The organism is Paraburkholderia sp. RCC_158 (assembly GCF_041355255.1).
GTDB lineage: Bacteria > Pseudomonadota > Gammaproteobacteria > Burkholderiales > Burkholderiaceae > Paraburkholderia > Paraburkholderia graminis.
In genome coordinates, this window is the sequence record NZ_JBFUPM010000013.1 from 118,644 (window position 1) to 132,648 (window position 14,005).

General features: G+C 64.0%; 11 protein-coding genes. 8 read left to right on the top strand and 3 right to left on the bottom strand.

Going from position 1 to position 14,005, the window contains the following annotated elements; translation table 11 throughout:
- The first annotated feature begins 9 nt into the window (after positions 1 to 9).
- From AB6809_RS23635 to AB6809_RS23650, 4 genes are all read left to right on the top strand, one after another.
- Complete coding sequence (locus AB6809_RS23635; protein ID WP_006048097.1) at positions 10 to 1,080, top strand: ABC transporter ATP-binding protein; 1,071 nt, start codon at positions 10 to 12, stop codon at positions 1,078 to 1,080.
- 393 nt (positions 1,081 to 1,473) lie between these two features.
- Positions 1,474 to 2,754, top strand: coding sequence for a dicarboxylate/amino acid:cation symporter (locus AB6809_RS23640; protein ID WP_029969651.1), 1,281 nt, complete (start codon positions 1,474 to 1,476; stop codon positions 2,752 to 2,754).
- 61 nt (positions 2,755 to 2,815) lie between these two features.
- Positions 2,816 to 4,816, top strand: a complete 2,001-nt coding sequence (locus tag AB6809_RS23645; protein ID WP_307251323.1) for an ATP-binding protein — start codon at positions 2,816 to 2,818, stop codon at positions 4,814 to 4,816.
- A gap of 16 nt (positions 4,817 to 4,832) precedes the next feature.
- Entirely contained in the window at positions 4,833 to 6,185 is a 1,353-nt protein-coding gene (locus AB6809_RS23650) for a sigma-54 dependent transcriptional regulator (protein WP_006048094.1), read from the top strand.
- Positions 6,186 to 6,285: 100 nt separating this feature from the next.
- On the opposite strand, the gene AB6809_RS23655 is transcribed toward AB6809_RS23650, so the two are convergent.
- Entirely contained in the window at positions 6,286 to 6,819 is a 534-nt protein-coding gene (locus AB6809_RS23655; RefSeq protein ID WP_307251325.1) for a TlpA disulfide reductase family protein, read from the bottom strand.
- Between the two features lie 257 nt (positions 6,820 to 7,076).
- Here AB6809_RS23655 and AB6809_RS23660 point away from each other — a divergent pair, with 257 nt between their 5' ends.
- On the top strand, positions 7,077 to 7,733 hold the full coding sequence (locus AB6809_RS23660; protein ID WP_307258393.1) for a hypothetical protein: 657 nt from the start codon (positions 7,077 to 7,079) through the stop codon (positions 7,731 to 7,733).
- A 342-nt stretch (positions 7,734 to 8,075) separates the two neighbouring features.
- Here the strand turns inward: AB6809_RS23660 and AB6809_RS23665 are convergent, their stop codons facing one another.
- Positions 8,076 to 9,659, bottom strand: coding sequence for a YifB family Mg chelatase-like AAA ATPase (locus AB6809_RS23665; RefSeq protein WP_307251327.1), 1,584 nt, complete (start codon positions 9,657 to 9,659; stop codon positions 8,076 to 8,078).
- A 123-nt stretch (positions 9,660 to 9,782) separates the two neighbouring features.
- Positions 9,783 to 10,040 carry an accessory factor UbiK family protein gene (locus tag AB6809_RS23670; protein WP_371027330.1) on the bottom strand — a complete coding sequence of 86 codons (258 nt, stop codon included), beginning with the start codon at positions 10,038 to 10,040 and terminating at the stop codon, positions 9,783 to 9,785.
- A 466-nt stretch (positions 10,041 to 10,506) separates the two neighbouring features.
- Between AB6809_RS23670 and AB6809_RS23675 the strand changes: the two genes are divergently transcribed.
- The 3 genes from AB6809_RS23675 to gshA all read left to right on the top strand — a co-directional run bounded on the left by AB6809_RS23675 (position 10,507) and on the right by gshA (position 13,954).
- On the top strand, positions 10,507 to 10,845 hold the full coding sequence (locus AB6809_RS23675) for a P-II family nitrogen regulator (RefSeq protein WP_006048089.1): 339 nt from the start codon (positions 10,507 to 10,509) through the stop codon (positions 10,843 to 10,845).
- Positions 10,846 to 10,889: 44 nt separating this feature from the next.
- Positions 10,890 to 12,389: an ammonium transporter gene (locus AB6809_RS23680; protein ID WP_006048088.1), complete on the top strand. Its 1,500-nt coding sequence runs from the start codon at positions 10,890 to 10,892 to the stop codon at positions 12,387 to 12,389.
- Positions 12,390 to 12,664: 275 nt separating this feature from the next.
- Positions 12,665 to 13,954, top strand: coding sequence for a glutamate--cysteine ligase (gshA, locus tag AB6809_RS23685; protein WP_006048087.1), 1,290 nt, complete (start codon positions 12,665 to 12,667; stop codon positions 13,952 to 13,954).
- Positions 13,955 to 14,005: the final 51 nt, after the last annotated feature.

Below are 14,005 nucleotides of genomic sequence, written 5' to 3' on the forward strand. Positions count from 1 at the left end.
CAGCGAACCATGGCATTTCTCGAGATAGAAAATCTGCACAAGTCCTTCGCGTCGAACATCGCGCTGCATCACTTCGACATGAAGATCGAGCGCGGCGAGTTCGTCACGTTCCTCGGACCGTCCGGTTGCGGCAAGACGACCGTGCTGCGCATGATCGCCGGATTCGAGACGCCGACGCGCGGCATTATCCGGCTCGACAACAAGGACGTCACGCATCTGCGCACGCGGCAGCGCAAGGTCGGCATGGTGTTCCAGTCGTATGCGCTCTTTCCAAACATGACGGTGGCCGAGAACATCGGCTTCGGGCTGAAGATCACGCATCGGCCGCAGGCAGAGATCAATCAACGCGTCGAGGAGATGCTGCATCTGATCAAGCTGCCGCAGCTCGGCGGCCGTTATCCGTGGCAACTGTCGGGCGGTCAGCAGCAGCGCGTGGCACTCGCTCGCGCGCTCGCGGGCAAGCCGCAGGTGTTGCTGCTCGACGAGCCGCTGTCCGCGCTCGACGCGAAAATCCGCATCTCGTTGCGGCAGGACATTCGCGCGTTGCAACGCGAACTCGGCATCACGTCGATCTTCGTCACGCACGATCAGGAAGAGGCGTTGTCCATTTCCGACCGCATCGTCGTGATGAACGAGGGGCGCGTCGAACAGATCGGCTCGCCATCGGAAATCTACAACTATCCGCGCACGCGTTTTGTCGCGTCGTTCGTCGGCACGCTGAATATTCTGGCCGGGCATGTGATCGATCCGGCGACGGGCAAGATGGCCGTGGACGGTCAGGAGCTCATCACCACGCAGCAACTTCCTTCCGCCGATGCCGGCAAGAAGCGCCTGCTCGCGCTGCGTCCCGAAGCGATCGTGCTCGAACCTGCGGCGCCCGGCCGCAACACGCTGAATGCGACCGTCGAAGAAGTGAATTTTCTCGGCGCGGTAGTGCGCATCAGAACGCGTGTAAAAGACGCAGTGATTTCGCTCGACGTATTCAACGACCCGAATCGCGGTTTACCCGAAAGAGGGCAGCCGGTGTCGCTCGGCTTTTCGCACGACAACCTGCTGGTGCTCGAGGAAGGCAACGCCTGACAATCCGCCAAAGCCCGCCAAAGCCCGCCGAAGCCCGCCCGCAAAGGCCTCGGGTTTTCCCGAGGGTTTGCGCGGCGGCGAATCCGGGTTTCCCGACGCCGCTCGTCCGGATTTCCGGAATCCCGGAAGGCGCGCGCCAGGTCTTACGCGCAAACCCATAAGAATCAAGGGTATGTCTTAGGCATCAAGCTGGCATCGACCTTGCAAAATAGATAACGCGGCCGCAACGGTCCGACAACTAAAGCAAGGAGACAACGATGTCTGATTTCCCTTCCCGGTATTTCTGAATTCGTCGTCTTGTCGCGGCCTAATGCCGTGCAGAGGCGACGTTCATTCGTTCGCATGATGCGCAGCGTGGCAGGCCATGGGCTCACCCACATCGCAGGAAACATCGTGAAGAAACCTATCCACAAAGTGCTGTACGTCCAGGTGATCGTGGCGATCATCATCGGTATCGCGCTCGGCCATTTCTATCCGACCTTCGCCGTCGACATGAAGCCGCTCGGCGATGCGTTCATCAAGCTCATCAAGATGGTGATCGGACCGATCATCTTCTGTACGGTCGTGACCGGCATCGCCGGCATGGAAGACATGAAGAAGGTCGGGCGCGTCGGCGGCAAGGCGCTGCTGTACTTCGAAATCGTCTCGACGTTCGCACTGCTGCTCGGCCTCGCGGCGACGCACCTGCTGCGGCCGGGCGTCGGCTTCAACGTCGATCCGGCTACGCTGAACGGCAAGGAAGTCGCATCGTATGCCGCGAAGGCGCACGGTCAGACGACCGTCGACTTCCTGATGCACATCATTCCGGACACGCTCGTGTCGGCATTCTCGCAAGGCGAAATCCTGCAGATCCTGCTGATCGCGCTGCTGTTCGGGGCGGTGCTCGCGCACATCGGCGAACGCGGCAAGCCGGTGACGAGCTTTATCGAAAGCCTGTCGAGCATCCTCTTCGGCATGGTCGGCATCATCACGAAGCTCGCGCCGATCGGCGCATTCGGCGCGATGGCGTTCACCATCGGCAAGTACGGCATCGGCTCGCTGCTGCCGATGCTCAAGCTGATCGGCACGTTCTATCTGACCGCGATCGTGTTCGTGGTGGTGGTGCTCGGCGCGATTGCGCGTGCGGTGGGCTTCAATATCCTGCGCTTCATCGCGTACATCAAGGAAGAGATGCTGATCGTGCTCGGCACGAGCTCGTCCGAAGCCGCGTTGCCGCAACTCATGCTGAAGCTCGAAAAGCTCGGCTGTTCGCGTTCGGTGGTGGGCCTCGTCGTGCCGACCGGTTATTCGTTCAACCTCGACGGCACCAACATCTACATGACGATGGCCGTGCTGTTCATCGCCCAGGCGACGAACACCGACCTTACGTGGACGCAGCAGCTCACGCTGCTCGCGGTGACGATGCTGACCTCGAAGGGCGCGAGCGGCGTGACCGGCGCGGGCTTCATCACGCTGGCCGCGACGCTGGCGGTGGTGCCGACCATTCCGCTGTCGGGCATGGTGCTGATTCTCGGCATCGACCGCTTCATGAGCGAATGCCGTGCGCTGACCAACATCGTCGGCAATGGCGTGGCGACCGTCGTGGTGTCGGCATGGGAAAAGGAACTGGACCGCAGCAAGCTGGAAGCGGCGCTGCGCGGCGACGTGCCGGTCGACGAACCGGCCAGCGTCTAAGCCGGACGTCGTCGGGCATCGCCTGAAATAGCGTGATGTTTGCGGCCGCGGACACCAGCCCATGCAACCGGTGAACGCGCGCCCAACCCCAGTGCCGTCGGCCGAGGAAGCGCAGGCCGACGGCGCTTCTCCTTATGCCACAATATCCGATCCCACCCGACCGGATAGTGCCAACGTGACCCGCCGCCTGCTGATTCTCTTCGCGCTCGTCGCCGGGCTCGTTGCGGCGTGCGGGCTCACGTACAGCATCGCGTGGCAAAGCGGCATCGACAGCTTGCGGTTGAATGCGGCGGGGCGCGTCGACCGAACCGCGAGTTCGCTCAAGAGCACGCTCGAGCGCTACGAATCGCTGCCGTATCTGCTCGCGGAACATCCGATCGTGCAGGACGTGCTGGTCGATCCGTCGCCCGCCAACGTCGAGCGCGCGAATCTCTATCTTGAAGACCTGAACCGCCACGCGCGCGCGACGGTCACCTACATCATTCCGCTCGACGGCTACTGCGTGGCCGCGAGCAACTGGCAGGGGCCAGGAAGTTTCATCGGCGCGGGCTATCAGTTCCGGCCGTATTTCGTCGATGCAATCAAGGGCGGCGTGGGCCGCTTCTTCGGCATCGGCACGATCTCGCAGGCGCCGGGCTATTACATTTCGCAGCCGGTGCGGCGCGACGGCAAGATTGTCGGCGCGGCGGTCGTCAAACTCGATCTCGAATGGTTTCAGGGCTCGGACGCGTCCGAGCCGTTGCTCGTCACCGACGATCATGGCGTGATCTTTCTGTCGTCGGTGCCCGCGTGGAAATACCACACGATACGGCCGCTGTCGGGCCAGGTCGCCGATTCGATTTACCAGGCGCGTCAATACGCACAGCAGCCGATCGCGCCGCTGCCGGTGACGATCGAGCGCAAGCTGGAAGGCGACGCGCAGATTGTGCGCGTGGGCGGCGGCCGCTATGCGCCGCGTTATCTCGCGTCGCGGCGCGGCATGGGCGAACCCGATTGGCATCTGATCACGATGGCGCCCGTGAGCCCCGTCGATGCCGACGCGCGCAACGCGACCATCGTCACGGGTTTTGGCTATGTGTCGCTCGTGCTGCTCGCGTTCTACTGGAGGATGCGCCGCTCGCGCGTGCGCGAGGTGATGCGCAGCCGTACGCTGCTGCAAAAGGCGTATGCCGAACTGAATCAGCGCGTCGCGGAACGCACCGCCGATCTGTCGCAGGCGAACGAGCAGTTGCAGAAGGAAGTCGCCGAGCGCACGCGCGCCGAGCAGGAACTGCGCGCCGCGCACGACGAGTTGATCCAGGCCAGCAAGCTCGCCGCGCTCGGTCAGATGGCGGCCGGCATCACGCATGAACTGAATCAGCCGCTTGCTGCGTTGCGCGGTTTTTCCGACAACACGCGCGTGCTGCTCGAGCGCGGCGATCAGGCGTCGGCGCGTGAAAATCTCGAAGCGATCGCGGCGCTCACCGAGCGCATGGGCAAGATCACGAACCAGTTGAAGCTGTTCGTCGGAAGGGCGCGGCCGCGCAGCGCGCGCGCGTCGGCAGTGCGCGCGCTGCGCAATGCGCTCGCGCTGTTGCAGAAGCGCTTTCAGGGCGTCGAACTGCAGCTTGCGCTATTCGATGTCGAAAGCGGTACGCGCACGCCGCTCGATCTTGCCGACGATCATCCCGACCTGATCGCGCATTGCGACGATCTGCGTCTCGAACAGGTGCTGATCAATTTGCTCGGCAATGCGCTCGACGCCACCGCCGGCATGAGCGCGCCGCGCATTTCGGTGCATATCGAGGTGGCTTCGGACAATCTCTCGTTCGCGGTGGGCGACAACGGTCCAGGCATCGCCGAAGACGTGCTGCCGCGCCTGTTCGAACCTTTCTTCACCACCAAGGAAATGGGCCAGGGACTCGGTCTCGGGCTCGCGATTTCATCGTCGATCGCACGCGATTGCGGCGGCACGCTGGTGGCGCGCAACGCGCCGCAAGGCGGTGCACTCTTCGTGTTGACGCTGCGCCGCGCCCGCGTGCAGACGAGCCCTACCGCGGACCCGCTCACCACGGGTTCCTGATTCCGATGAGAACGACATGCTGAACGACGGCTTGCAAGTGCTGTATATCGAAGACGACGAACTGGTGCGGCGCGCGAGCGTGCAGAGTTTGCAACTGGCGGGCTTCGATGTGGTCGGCCATGCGTCGGCGGAATCGGCGGCGAAGTCGATCAGTGCGGATTTTTCCGGCGTGATCGTCAGCGATATTCGGCTGCCTGGCGCGAGCGGTCTCGAGTTGCTCGCGCAGTGCCACGAACGCGCGCCCGATGTGCCCGTGATTCTCGTCACCGGTCACGGCGATATTTCGATGGCCGTGCAGGCGATGCGCGACGGCGCGTACGACTTCATCGAAAAGCCGTTCGCCTCCGAGCGTCTGATCGAGACCGTGCGGCGCGCGCTGGAGCGGCGCAAGCTCGTGCTCGAAAACCTCGCGCTGCGCCGCGAACTCGCGGGGCAGAACACGGTGGCGCCGCGGATCATCGGCCGCAGTCCGGCGATCGAGCAGGTGCGGCGGCTCATCGCGAACGTCGCGCCGACCGATGCGTCGGTGCTCATCAACGGCGATACCGGCGCGGGCAAGGAACTGATCGCGCGCAGTTTGCACGAGTTGTCGCCGCGGCGCGACAAGCCGTTTATCGCGGTGAATTGCGGCGCGCTGCCCGAGCCGATGTTCGAGTCCGAGATGTTCGGCTACGAGCCCGGCGCGTTTACGGGCGCGGCGAAACGCCGGATCGGCAAGCTCGAACATGCGTCGGGCGGCACGCTGTTTCTCGACGAAATCGAAAGCATGCCGCTCGCGCTGCAGGTCAAGCTGTTGCGCGTGTTGCAGGACGGCGTGCTCGAGCGGCTCGGTTCCAATCAGCCGATTCGCGTGAATTGCCGCGTGGTCGCGGCGGCGAAAGGCGATATGGCGGAACACGTCGCGGACGGCTCGTTCCGCCGCGATCTGCTGTACCGGTTGAATGTGGTCACGATCGCATTGCCGCCGCTCGGCGAGCGGCGCGAGGACATCGTGCCGCTTTTCGAACACTTTCTGCTCGACGCGGCCGTGCGTTATCAGCGGCCCGCGCCGATCCTCACCGACCGTCAGCGCGCGAGCCTGATGCAGCGCGACTGGCCGGGCAACGTGCGGGAACTGCGCAACGCCGCGGACCGCTTCGTGCTCGGTGTCGCCGACGATCCCGTGATGTCTTTCGGCGACGAAAGCGGGCAGGCGCAGCCGCTGAAGGAGCGCGTCGAGCAGTTCGAGCGCGCGGTGATCGCGGAAGCGCTCGAGCAGTGCGGCGGCGTGGTGGCGGTCGCCGCCGACCGGCTTCAGCTCGGCAAGGCGACGCTCTACGAGAAGATCAAGCGGTATGGCCTCGCGGCCAAGGGCGATGGGGAGAGGTGAAATAGAAACGCCGGCAAGTGGGAGTGCCGGCGTTTTTGTTTGAGCTTGCGGTGGCGTGGCCTGGGCTGGCCTGGGTTGGCTTGCCTTTGCTTCGCGACTGTTAAGCCGCGTTGAGCGCCTTCTCCAGCAACTGATCGAGTTCCGCGAACTGCGGTTCGCCGACGTAGCGCTTCAGAATCTTGCCGTCTTTGTCGACGAGGAAGGTGGTCGGCGTGAGCTGCACGTTGCCAAACTGTTTGGCGGCCGAGCCGTCGTCCATGGCGACCTTGAAGGGCAACTGGCGCGTTTGCGTGTAATTGGTCACGTACATCGGCGCGTCGTAGCTCATGGCCACCGCGACGAATTCGAGCCCTTTGCCTTTGAAGCGGTTATACGTCTGCACCATCTGCGGCATTTCCTTCATGCAGGTGTCGCAGCTCGTCGCCCAGAAGTTGACGAGGTAGACCTTGCCTTTGAGGTCGGCGGTCGTGACTTTCTGGCCCGACAGCAGCGTGAAGGTCGCGTCGGGCACGCGCTGCTGGCCGGCAAACGCGAAATAGCCGGCGACGCCGATCGCAATCGCCACCGCGGCGATGATCAGATAGCGAAGCGGATTCGTGCGCTTGACGGCGCTGGTCGATGCGATGGAACTCATGAGCGGAACCTCGGAAGTCGCGCAAGGGCGCAGGACAGTGCGTCGGCTGGGGCTTGGAGCGTGCCGCAACGGAGCGTTGATATTGTAGTCCTATTCGGGATGCGGGGCAGGGAGCGCAACCCGCAACCCGCGTTGCGCCGGCACAGCCAAACGGGCGCTTGGCCGCTTGGCCGCTTCCGCGCGCTCCATCAGCTTGCAGCGGATAATGGCGTTTTGCGCTTCGCGTCAACTTCACCGCTTCACGGTCTCTCTTGCTCATGTTCCAGATAGTTTTCCGCATCTATTCCCTGTTCCTTCGAATTCCCTCGCGTCTGTTTTCCAGCCTCGTCTTCCATGGCAATGCCGCGGCTCGCATGCTGCGCGGCCAGCCACGCGCGCAGTCGATGACCCGCGCGGCGGTTTGCGCGCTTGCTATGGGCGTCGCGCTGAGCGGCTGCTCGCCGACCTTCGACTGGCGCACCGTCATGAATAACGACAACGGCTACAGCATCGACTTGCCTGCCAAGCCCGGCAACGATCAGCGCGCGGTCCAGGTCGACGGCACGCCGATGCAGATGGCCATGCAGACGGCCGAAGCCGGCGACGCCGTGTTCGCGGTCGGCACGATCATGCTGCCGGACGACAGCGAAGCGACACAGCGCAAGGCGCTCGAGTTCCTGCGCACCGGCCTCGCGCGAAACGTGGGCGTGACGCCAGAGGCGCGCGCGGTGCAAATTCCGCTCGCGGCAGGCGGCAAAGTTTTGGGGCTCGAGATGACGCTGAGCGGCGAGGCCGGCTCCAGCCATGAAAAGCGGACCGTCTATGCGCGCCTCGTGGCGCGTGGCCGGCACGCGTATCAGGCCGCGATCATCGCGTCAGGGCCGCTGCCCCAGGAACAGGTGGACCAATTTTTCTCGTCGTTCCAACTCTATTGAACCGGTAGATTTGGCCGACTCGGGGCCGACCTGACGCCGAAGCGACGCGCGGACGTACTGAAAGTTCCTTCGCAGCTTTCGGCGCTAATTCGCGGTTTACGTTGAAGTTTTCCACCTCGCCGGGCGTCCTGTGGATAACTCTGTTGAGAAGTCCGCTTTTTTTGCCGCAGATGCCCGCGCCGTGGGCATTCCGTCAGTCTGAATGTAGTTGGTGCAGAAGAAAAAATCCTTTGAAATCAATGCCGTTTGGATCTGACTTTCTAAGTACCTTTCAGATGTTTCTAAATCTATCTGGAACGCGGGCATGTGCATAAGTCAAGTCTTGACAGCATTTTTTTCTCCTCAACCAGAGCCAAAAGCCCGTCGGTACTGAACCGCCTCGCCGATCTGCGCGGCGCTCGGCATGCTCGCGCCTGCGAGGTCAGCAATCGTTCGTGCGACTTTCAGGACGCGGTAATATGCGCGCGCCGACCAGCCGAAACGCTCGCCTGCTTCCCGCAGCAGCGCCTCCCCGGCCGCGTCCGGACGGCAGACTTCGTCGACTTCTTTGCCCGTCAACTCACGGTTGGTTTTGCCTTGCCGAGCCAATTGCCGTTCGCGCGCGGCGAGCACCCGCCGCGCGATGGCCGCGCTCGTTTCTCCGGCGGCGTGCGCTCGCGCGGACAATTCCGCCGACGTCAGCGCCGGCACTTCTAGCTGAATATCGATCCGGTCCAGCAGCGGGCCGGATAATTTGCGCAGATAACGCGCCGCAATCTCCGGCGTGCAGCGACAACGCCCATTCGGGTCGCCGCGCCATCCACAGGGACACGGATTCATCGCCGCGATCAGTTGGCACGCCGCCGGAAAGTCCGCCTGCAGCGCCGCGCGCGAAATCGTGATTCGCCCGGCTTCGAGCGGCTCGCGCAGTGTTTCGAGCACGTGGCGGTCGAACTCCGGCAGTTCATCGAGGAAAAGCACGCCCAGGTGCGCGAGCGTGATCTCGCCCGGTTGCGGAGGATTGCGCCCGCCCACCAGCGCCGCCGCGCTCGACGAATGATGCGGCGCCCGGAACGGCCGCTGCCGCCATTGCGCCGGCGTGAAACCGGCGCGGCTCGCCGACAGCAACGCGGCCGAGCTGAGCGCCTCGTCGTCGGTCATCGGCGGCAGCAGACCGGGCAAGCGGGCGGCGAGCATCGACTTGCCCGCGCCCGGCGGGCCGATCAGCAGTACATGGTGCCCGCCGGCCGCGGCGACTTCGAGCGCGCGGCGCGCGCCGCGTTGGCCGATCACGTCGCCCATGTCGGGCACGGCGGCAGGGCGCGTATCGGCCAGGTTTGGCGCGGCGACCGGATAGAGGCGGGCGTCGGGCGCATCGGCGAGATGCGCGCATAGCGACGGCAGATCGCTCGCGCCGTACACATCCACGCCGGGGACGAGCGCGGCTTCCGCCGCGCTGGCCGCGGGAAGATAGAGCTGCGGATTACGCTCGGGCGGCGCGTGCCCGGCCGCGGTTTCGGCGAGACCAGGAGCCGCCGCGCAAACCGCCGCGCCGCGCGCGGTGCCGCAAGCCATCGCGAAGGCGCCGCGCATCGGACGCAGCGCGCCGGTTAAGGAAAGCTCGCCGGCAAATTCGCGGTTGACGAGCGATTCGGCCGGGATTTGCCCGCTCGCCGCGAGAATGCCCAAGGCAATCGGCAGATCGAAGCGGCCGGATTCCTTCGGCAGATCGGCGGGAGCGAGGTTGACCGTGATGCGCCGCACGGGAAAATCGAAGCCGCAGTTTTGCAGCGCTGCGCGCACGCGCTCGCGGCTTTCGCGGACTTCCAGATCGGGAAGTCCGACGATCGAAAAAGAGGGTAGCCCGTTGGCGAGGTGAACCTCGACGGTTACTTCGGGCGCGCGGCCGGCGGCCGGCGCGCGACTGCGCACCACGGCAAGCGACATGTTTTCTCCCGTCGGACCGCGCGCAAGTGGCGCGCTGCGGTCCCCTTAATACGCTGATGACGTCACGGCTCGCTTGCCTGTGATGTGCAGCTCGATGCAGCTAACGCGCTGCTTGTGAAACCGTCAGAGCGTTTGCGTCGTGACGGGCAGCTTCTGTTCGAGTTCCGCGACGCGGCGCTCCAGTTCTTCGAGGCGCGCACGCGTGCGCACCAGCACCTGGGTCTGCGTATCGAATTCCTCGCGCGTGACCAGATCGAGCTTCGAGAAGCCTTGCGACAGCATCGCTTTCACATTGCGTTCGACGCCTTTGGCCGGCGAGTTCTTGAACAGCTCGCTCATGCGCGCCTGGATGTCGTTGAAAACGTCGTTTGGTTGTTTCATGGTGTTCCCCTTGATGCACAAAAAATGTGCAGTGTTTCGTTACGTCTGTGCCTCGCGTCTGACGATGCGCTGCGTTGGTGCGTGCACGCCGGCTGTGCTTCGCCGCGTGAGCCCGTTTGGTGCGCGTCGGCGCTTGCAGACCCTGCGGACACTCTAGCAATGATCCAGGCGGCGCGCCACAGCGCAGCGCGCGCGTTGGCCATCTGGACAAGGGCGGCTGCGCCCCTTGCCGGGCGTGCACCGGCGGCAGTCTGACACAACATGGCATACGAGTTGCTCTTACTGCCCCGCGCGTTCTGCCGGCACGAATTTCCGGCAGGGCAACGAGACCAGGCGAAAGGGCAACGAGTACCACCAGGCTTGCGCGAGCGGGCTACAGGCAGCTTACGAGACGGTTACGCAGCGGTTCCGCGGCGGTTACGCAAACGGGTTAGCAACGGTTTTTGGCAACTAAGCGAGGGATTTCATGAAACTCATCACCGCAATCATCAAGCCGTTCAAGCTCGATGAGGCGCGCGAAGCCTTGTCGGCGATCGGCGTCTCCGGCATCACGGTAACCGAGGTCAAGGGGTTCGGCCGTCAGAAGGGCCATACGGAGCTGTATCGCGGCGCGGAGTACGTCGTCGATTTCCTGCCGAAAGTGAAGATCGAGGCGGCTGTCTCGGACGACATCGTCGATCAGGCCATCGAGGCGCTGGAACGCGCGGCGCGCACCGGCAAGATCGGCGACGGCAAGATTTTCGTCACGCCGATCGAGCAGGTCATCCGGATTCGCACCGGAGAGACCGGCGCGGATGCTCTGTAACACCAAAAGATAGCGACACAGATAGCGACAAGAGGAAACGAAAGATGCGCAAATTATTGATGTCCTTGCTGATGGCCGGTTCGCTGCTTGCGGGCGGTATCGGCGCCGCCCTCGCGGACGACGCTTCCGCCCCCGTAGCCGCCTCGGCCGCTGCATCCGATACGGCGGCAAGCGCGCCGGCAGCGGACGCTTCGGCGGCCGCAGCAGCATCGGCGCCCGCCGCCGACGCCTCGGCTGCACCTGCAGCAAGCGCCGCCGCGGCCGCCCCCGCCGCATCGGACGCCGCTCCGGCTGCGCCCACCGCGCCGTTCTCGGTCGACTCGTCGAAAATCAATTCGGGCGACACCGCCTGGATGCTGACCTCCACCGCGCTCGTGCTGTTCATGACGATCCCGGGCCTCGCGCTCTTCTACGGCGGCATGGTCCGCAAGAAGAACGTGCTCGCGACGCTGATGCAAAGCTTCGCGATCACCTGCCTCGTGACGATCATCTGGGCGGTCGTGGGCTACAGCCTCGCGTTCACGCCGGGCGGCTCGTTCATCGGCGGCTTCTCGCGCTTCTTCATGTCGGGCATGAACTACATCAAGGGCGACAAGGCCACGACGCTGACCGTCAGCCACCTCGCGCAGACGATCCCGGAAACGGTCTACTTCGTCTATCAGATGACGTTCGCGATCATCACGCCGGCGCTGATCACCGGCGCATTTGCCGACCGCATGAAGTTCTCGGCGATGCTCGTCTTCATGAGCCTGTGGTCGATCATCGTCTACTCGCCGATCGCGCACATGGTCTGGGAACCGACCGGCTGGCTGGCGACCGCGGGCATCCTCGACTTCGCGGGCGGCACGGTGGTGCACATCAACGCCGGTATCGCCGGTCTGGTCTGCTGCCTCGTGCTCGGCAAGCGTGTCGGCTACGGCAAGGAAGCGATGGCTCCGCACAACCTCACGCTGACGCTGGTCGGCGCCGCGATGCTGTGGGTGGGCTGGTTCGGCTTCAACGCGGGTTCGGCAGTGGCGGCAGACGGCCGTGCCGGTTTCGCGATGTTCGCAACGCAAGTGGCAACCGCAGCGGCAGCGCTCGCATGGATGTTCGCCGAATGGGCCGCGAAGGGTAAGCCTTCGGTGCTCGGTATCGTGTCGGGCGCAGTGGCGGGTCTGGTCGCCATCACGCCGGCTTCGGGCTTCGTCGGCATGACGGGTTCGCTCGTGATCGGCATCGTGGCGGGCGTGGTCTGCTTCTGGTCGGCAACGTGGCTCAAGCACAAGCTCGGTTACGACGATTCGCTCGACGCGTTCGGCGTGCACTGCGTCGGCGGTATCGTCGGTGCGCTGCTGACCGGCGTGTTCGCGGTGAAGGACATCGGCGGCTTCGACGGCAGCGTGCTGCTGCAAGCCAAGGGCGTCGTGACGACGCTGGTCTACAGCGGCGTGGTGAGCTTCATCCTGCTGAAGGTCATCGACATGACGATGGGCATCCGCGTGACGGAAGAACAGGAACGCGAAGGTCTGGACGTGAGCCTGCACGGCGAACACGTCGAATAACGAAGGCGTTTCACGAGCCCGCGCTCCCGGGCTCGCCGAGCCTCACCGGCTCATAAAGGTAGCAACAGGCAGCAACAGGTAGCAACAAGCGCAGCGATTTGGCCCGCCTTCATGGCGGGCTTTTTTCTTGCTGGCCTTCTTGTTCACGACAGTTTCCCCTGCCTATCATTGCGATAGGGAGAATGCATTCCGGCTGGCTTGCGAATGGAGAAACCATCCCCAAATGGGCAAAGCATTTGCTCTACAATCTTTTTTCTCCAGTCTGCGAGTGATCAATGGTTCCGCACCTAGTTACGGCGTTAAACGGCCCGCTGCTCGATCTCGAGCGGAAGATCCTCGACGCTACTCCCGCAATCGAACGCTGGTTCCGGCTCGAGTGGCAGGAGCACACGCCGCCGTTCTATTGCTCGGTCGACCTGCGCAATGCGGGTTTCAAGCTCGCGCCCGTCGACACCAATCTGTTTCCCGGCGCGTTCAATAATCTGCCGCAGGAAGTGCTGCCGCTTGCCGTCCAGGCGGCAATGGCGTCCATCGAAAAAATCTGCCCGGACGCGAAGAATCTGCTCGTCATTCCCGAGCGCCACACACGCAACGCGTTTTATCTGGAGAACGTCGCCCGGCTCGCCGCGATCATGCGCCAGGCCGGCTTGAACGTGCGTTTCGGCACGCTCGACGAAAGCATCAACGGGCCCGTCACCATTGCGCTGTCCGACGGCCAGAAACTCGTGCTCGAACCGCTCGAGCGTTCGCAGCGGCGCCTCGGGCTGAAGAATTTCGATCCCTGCTCGATTCTGTTGAATAACGATCTGTCGGGCGGCATTCCGCCCGTGCTGGAAAATCTGCACGAGCAGTATCTGCTGCCGCCGCTGCATGCCGGCTGGGCCGTGCGCCGCAAATCGACGCACTTCTCGTGCTATGACGACGTCGCGAAGAAATTTGCGAAGATGGTCGAGATCGATCCGTGGATGATCAATCCGTACTTCGCGCATGTGGAAGGCGTGGATTTCCAGGAGCGCACCGGCGAGCAGGCGCTGGCCGACGCGATCGACGGCGTGCTGAAGAAGATCGCGAAAAAGTATCGCGAGTACGGCATCTCCGAAAAGCCGTATGTCGTCATCAAGTCGGATGCGGGCACGTACGGCATGGGCGTGATGACGGTGCACGACGCGTCGGAAGTGGCCGCGCTCACGAAACGCGAACGCGCGAAGATGGCGGCGACGAAAGACGGCCTCGAAGTGCACGACGTGATCGTGCAGGAAGGCGTGTACACGTTCGAGCGCATCGGCGAGGAAGTGGCCGAGCCGGTCGTCTATATGATCGACCGGTATGTGGTGGGCGGCTTCTACCGTGTGCATGGCAGCCGCGAGCGCGACCAGAACCTGAACGCGCCGGGCATGCACTTCGTGCCGCTCGGCTTCGAGCATACCGCGCTGCCGGACGCGCACGCGAAGCCGGGCGCCGCGCCGCCGAACCGCTTCTACATGTACGGCGTGGTGGCGCGGCTCGGCTTGCTGGCTGCGTCGGTCGAACTGGAAAAGACCGATCCGGAAGCCATTCAGGTTTGAACGCAGCCGTGTGAGATTGCGGGGCACGGGCAGCGCGTAGGCCGCCCCGCG

What these genes read in the sequence shown, in the direction of transcription:
- AB6809_RS23675 (WP_006048089.1), top strand. Translation starts at nt 10,507, where the DNA reads ATGAAACTCATCACCGCAATCATCAAGCCGTTCAAGCTCGATGAGGCG.
- gshA (WP_006048087.1), top strand. Translation starts at nt 12,665, where the DNA reads ATGGTTCCGCACCTAGTTACGGCGTTAAACGGCCCGCTGCTCGATCTC.
- AB6809_RS23665 (WP_307251327.1), bottom strand. Translation starts at nt 9,659, where the DNA reads ATGTCGCTTGCCGTGGTGCGCAGTCGCGCGCCGGCCGCCGGCCGCGCG.
- AB6809_RS23680 (WP_006048088.1), top strand. Translation starts at nt 10,890, where the DNA reads ATGCGCAAATTATTGATGTCCTTGCTGATGGCCGGTTCGCTGCTTGCG.
- AB6809_RS23655 (WP_307251325.1), bottom strand. Translation starts at nt 6,819, where the DNA reads ATGAGTTCCATCGCATCGACCAGCGCCGTCAAGCGCACGAATCCGCTT.
- AB6809_RS23650 (WP_006048094.1), top strand. Translation starts at nt 4,833, where the DNA reads ATGCTGAACGACGGCTTGCAAGTGCTGTATATCGAAGACGACGAACTG.
- AB6809_RS23670 (WP_371027330.1), bottom strand. Translation starts at nt 10,040, where the DNA reads ATGAAACAACCAAACGACGTTTTCAACGACATCCAGGCGCGCATGAGC.
- AB6809_RS23645 (WP_307251323.1), top strand. Translation starts at nt 2,816, where the DNA reads ATGCAACCGGTGAACGCGCGCCCAACCCCAGTGCCGTCGGCCGAGGAA.
- AB6809_RS23660 (WP_307258393.1), top strand. Translation starts at nt 7,077, where the DNA reads ATGTTCCAGATAGTTTTCCGCATCTATTCCCTGTTCCTTCGAATTCCC.
- AB6809_RS23635 (WP_006048097.1), top strand. Translation starts at nt 10, where the DNA reads ATGGCATTTCTCGAGATAGAAAATCTGCACAAGTCCTTCGCGTCGAAC.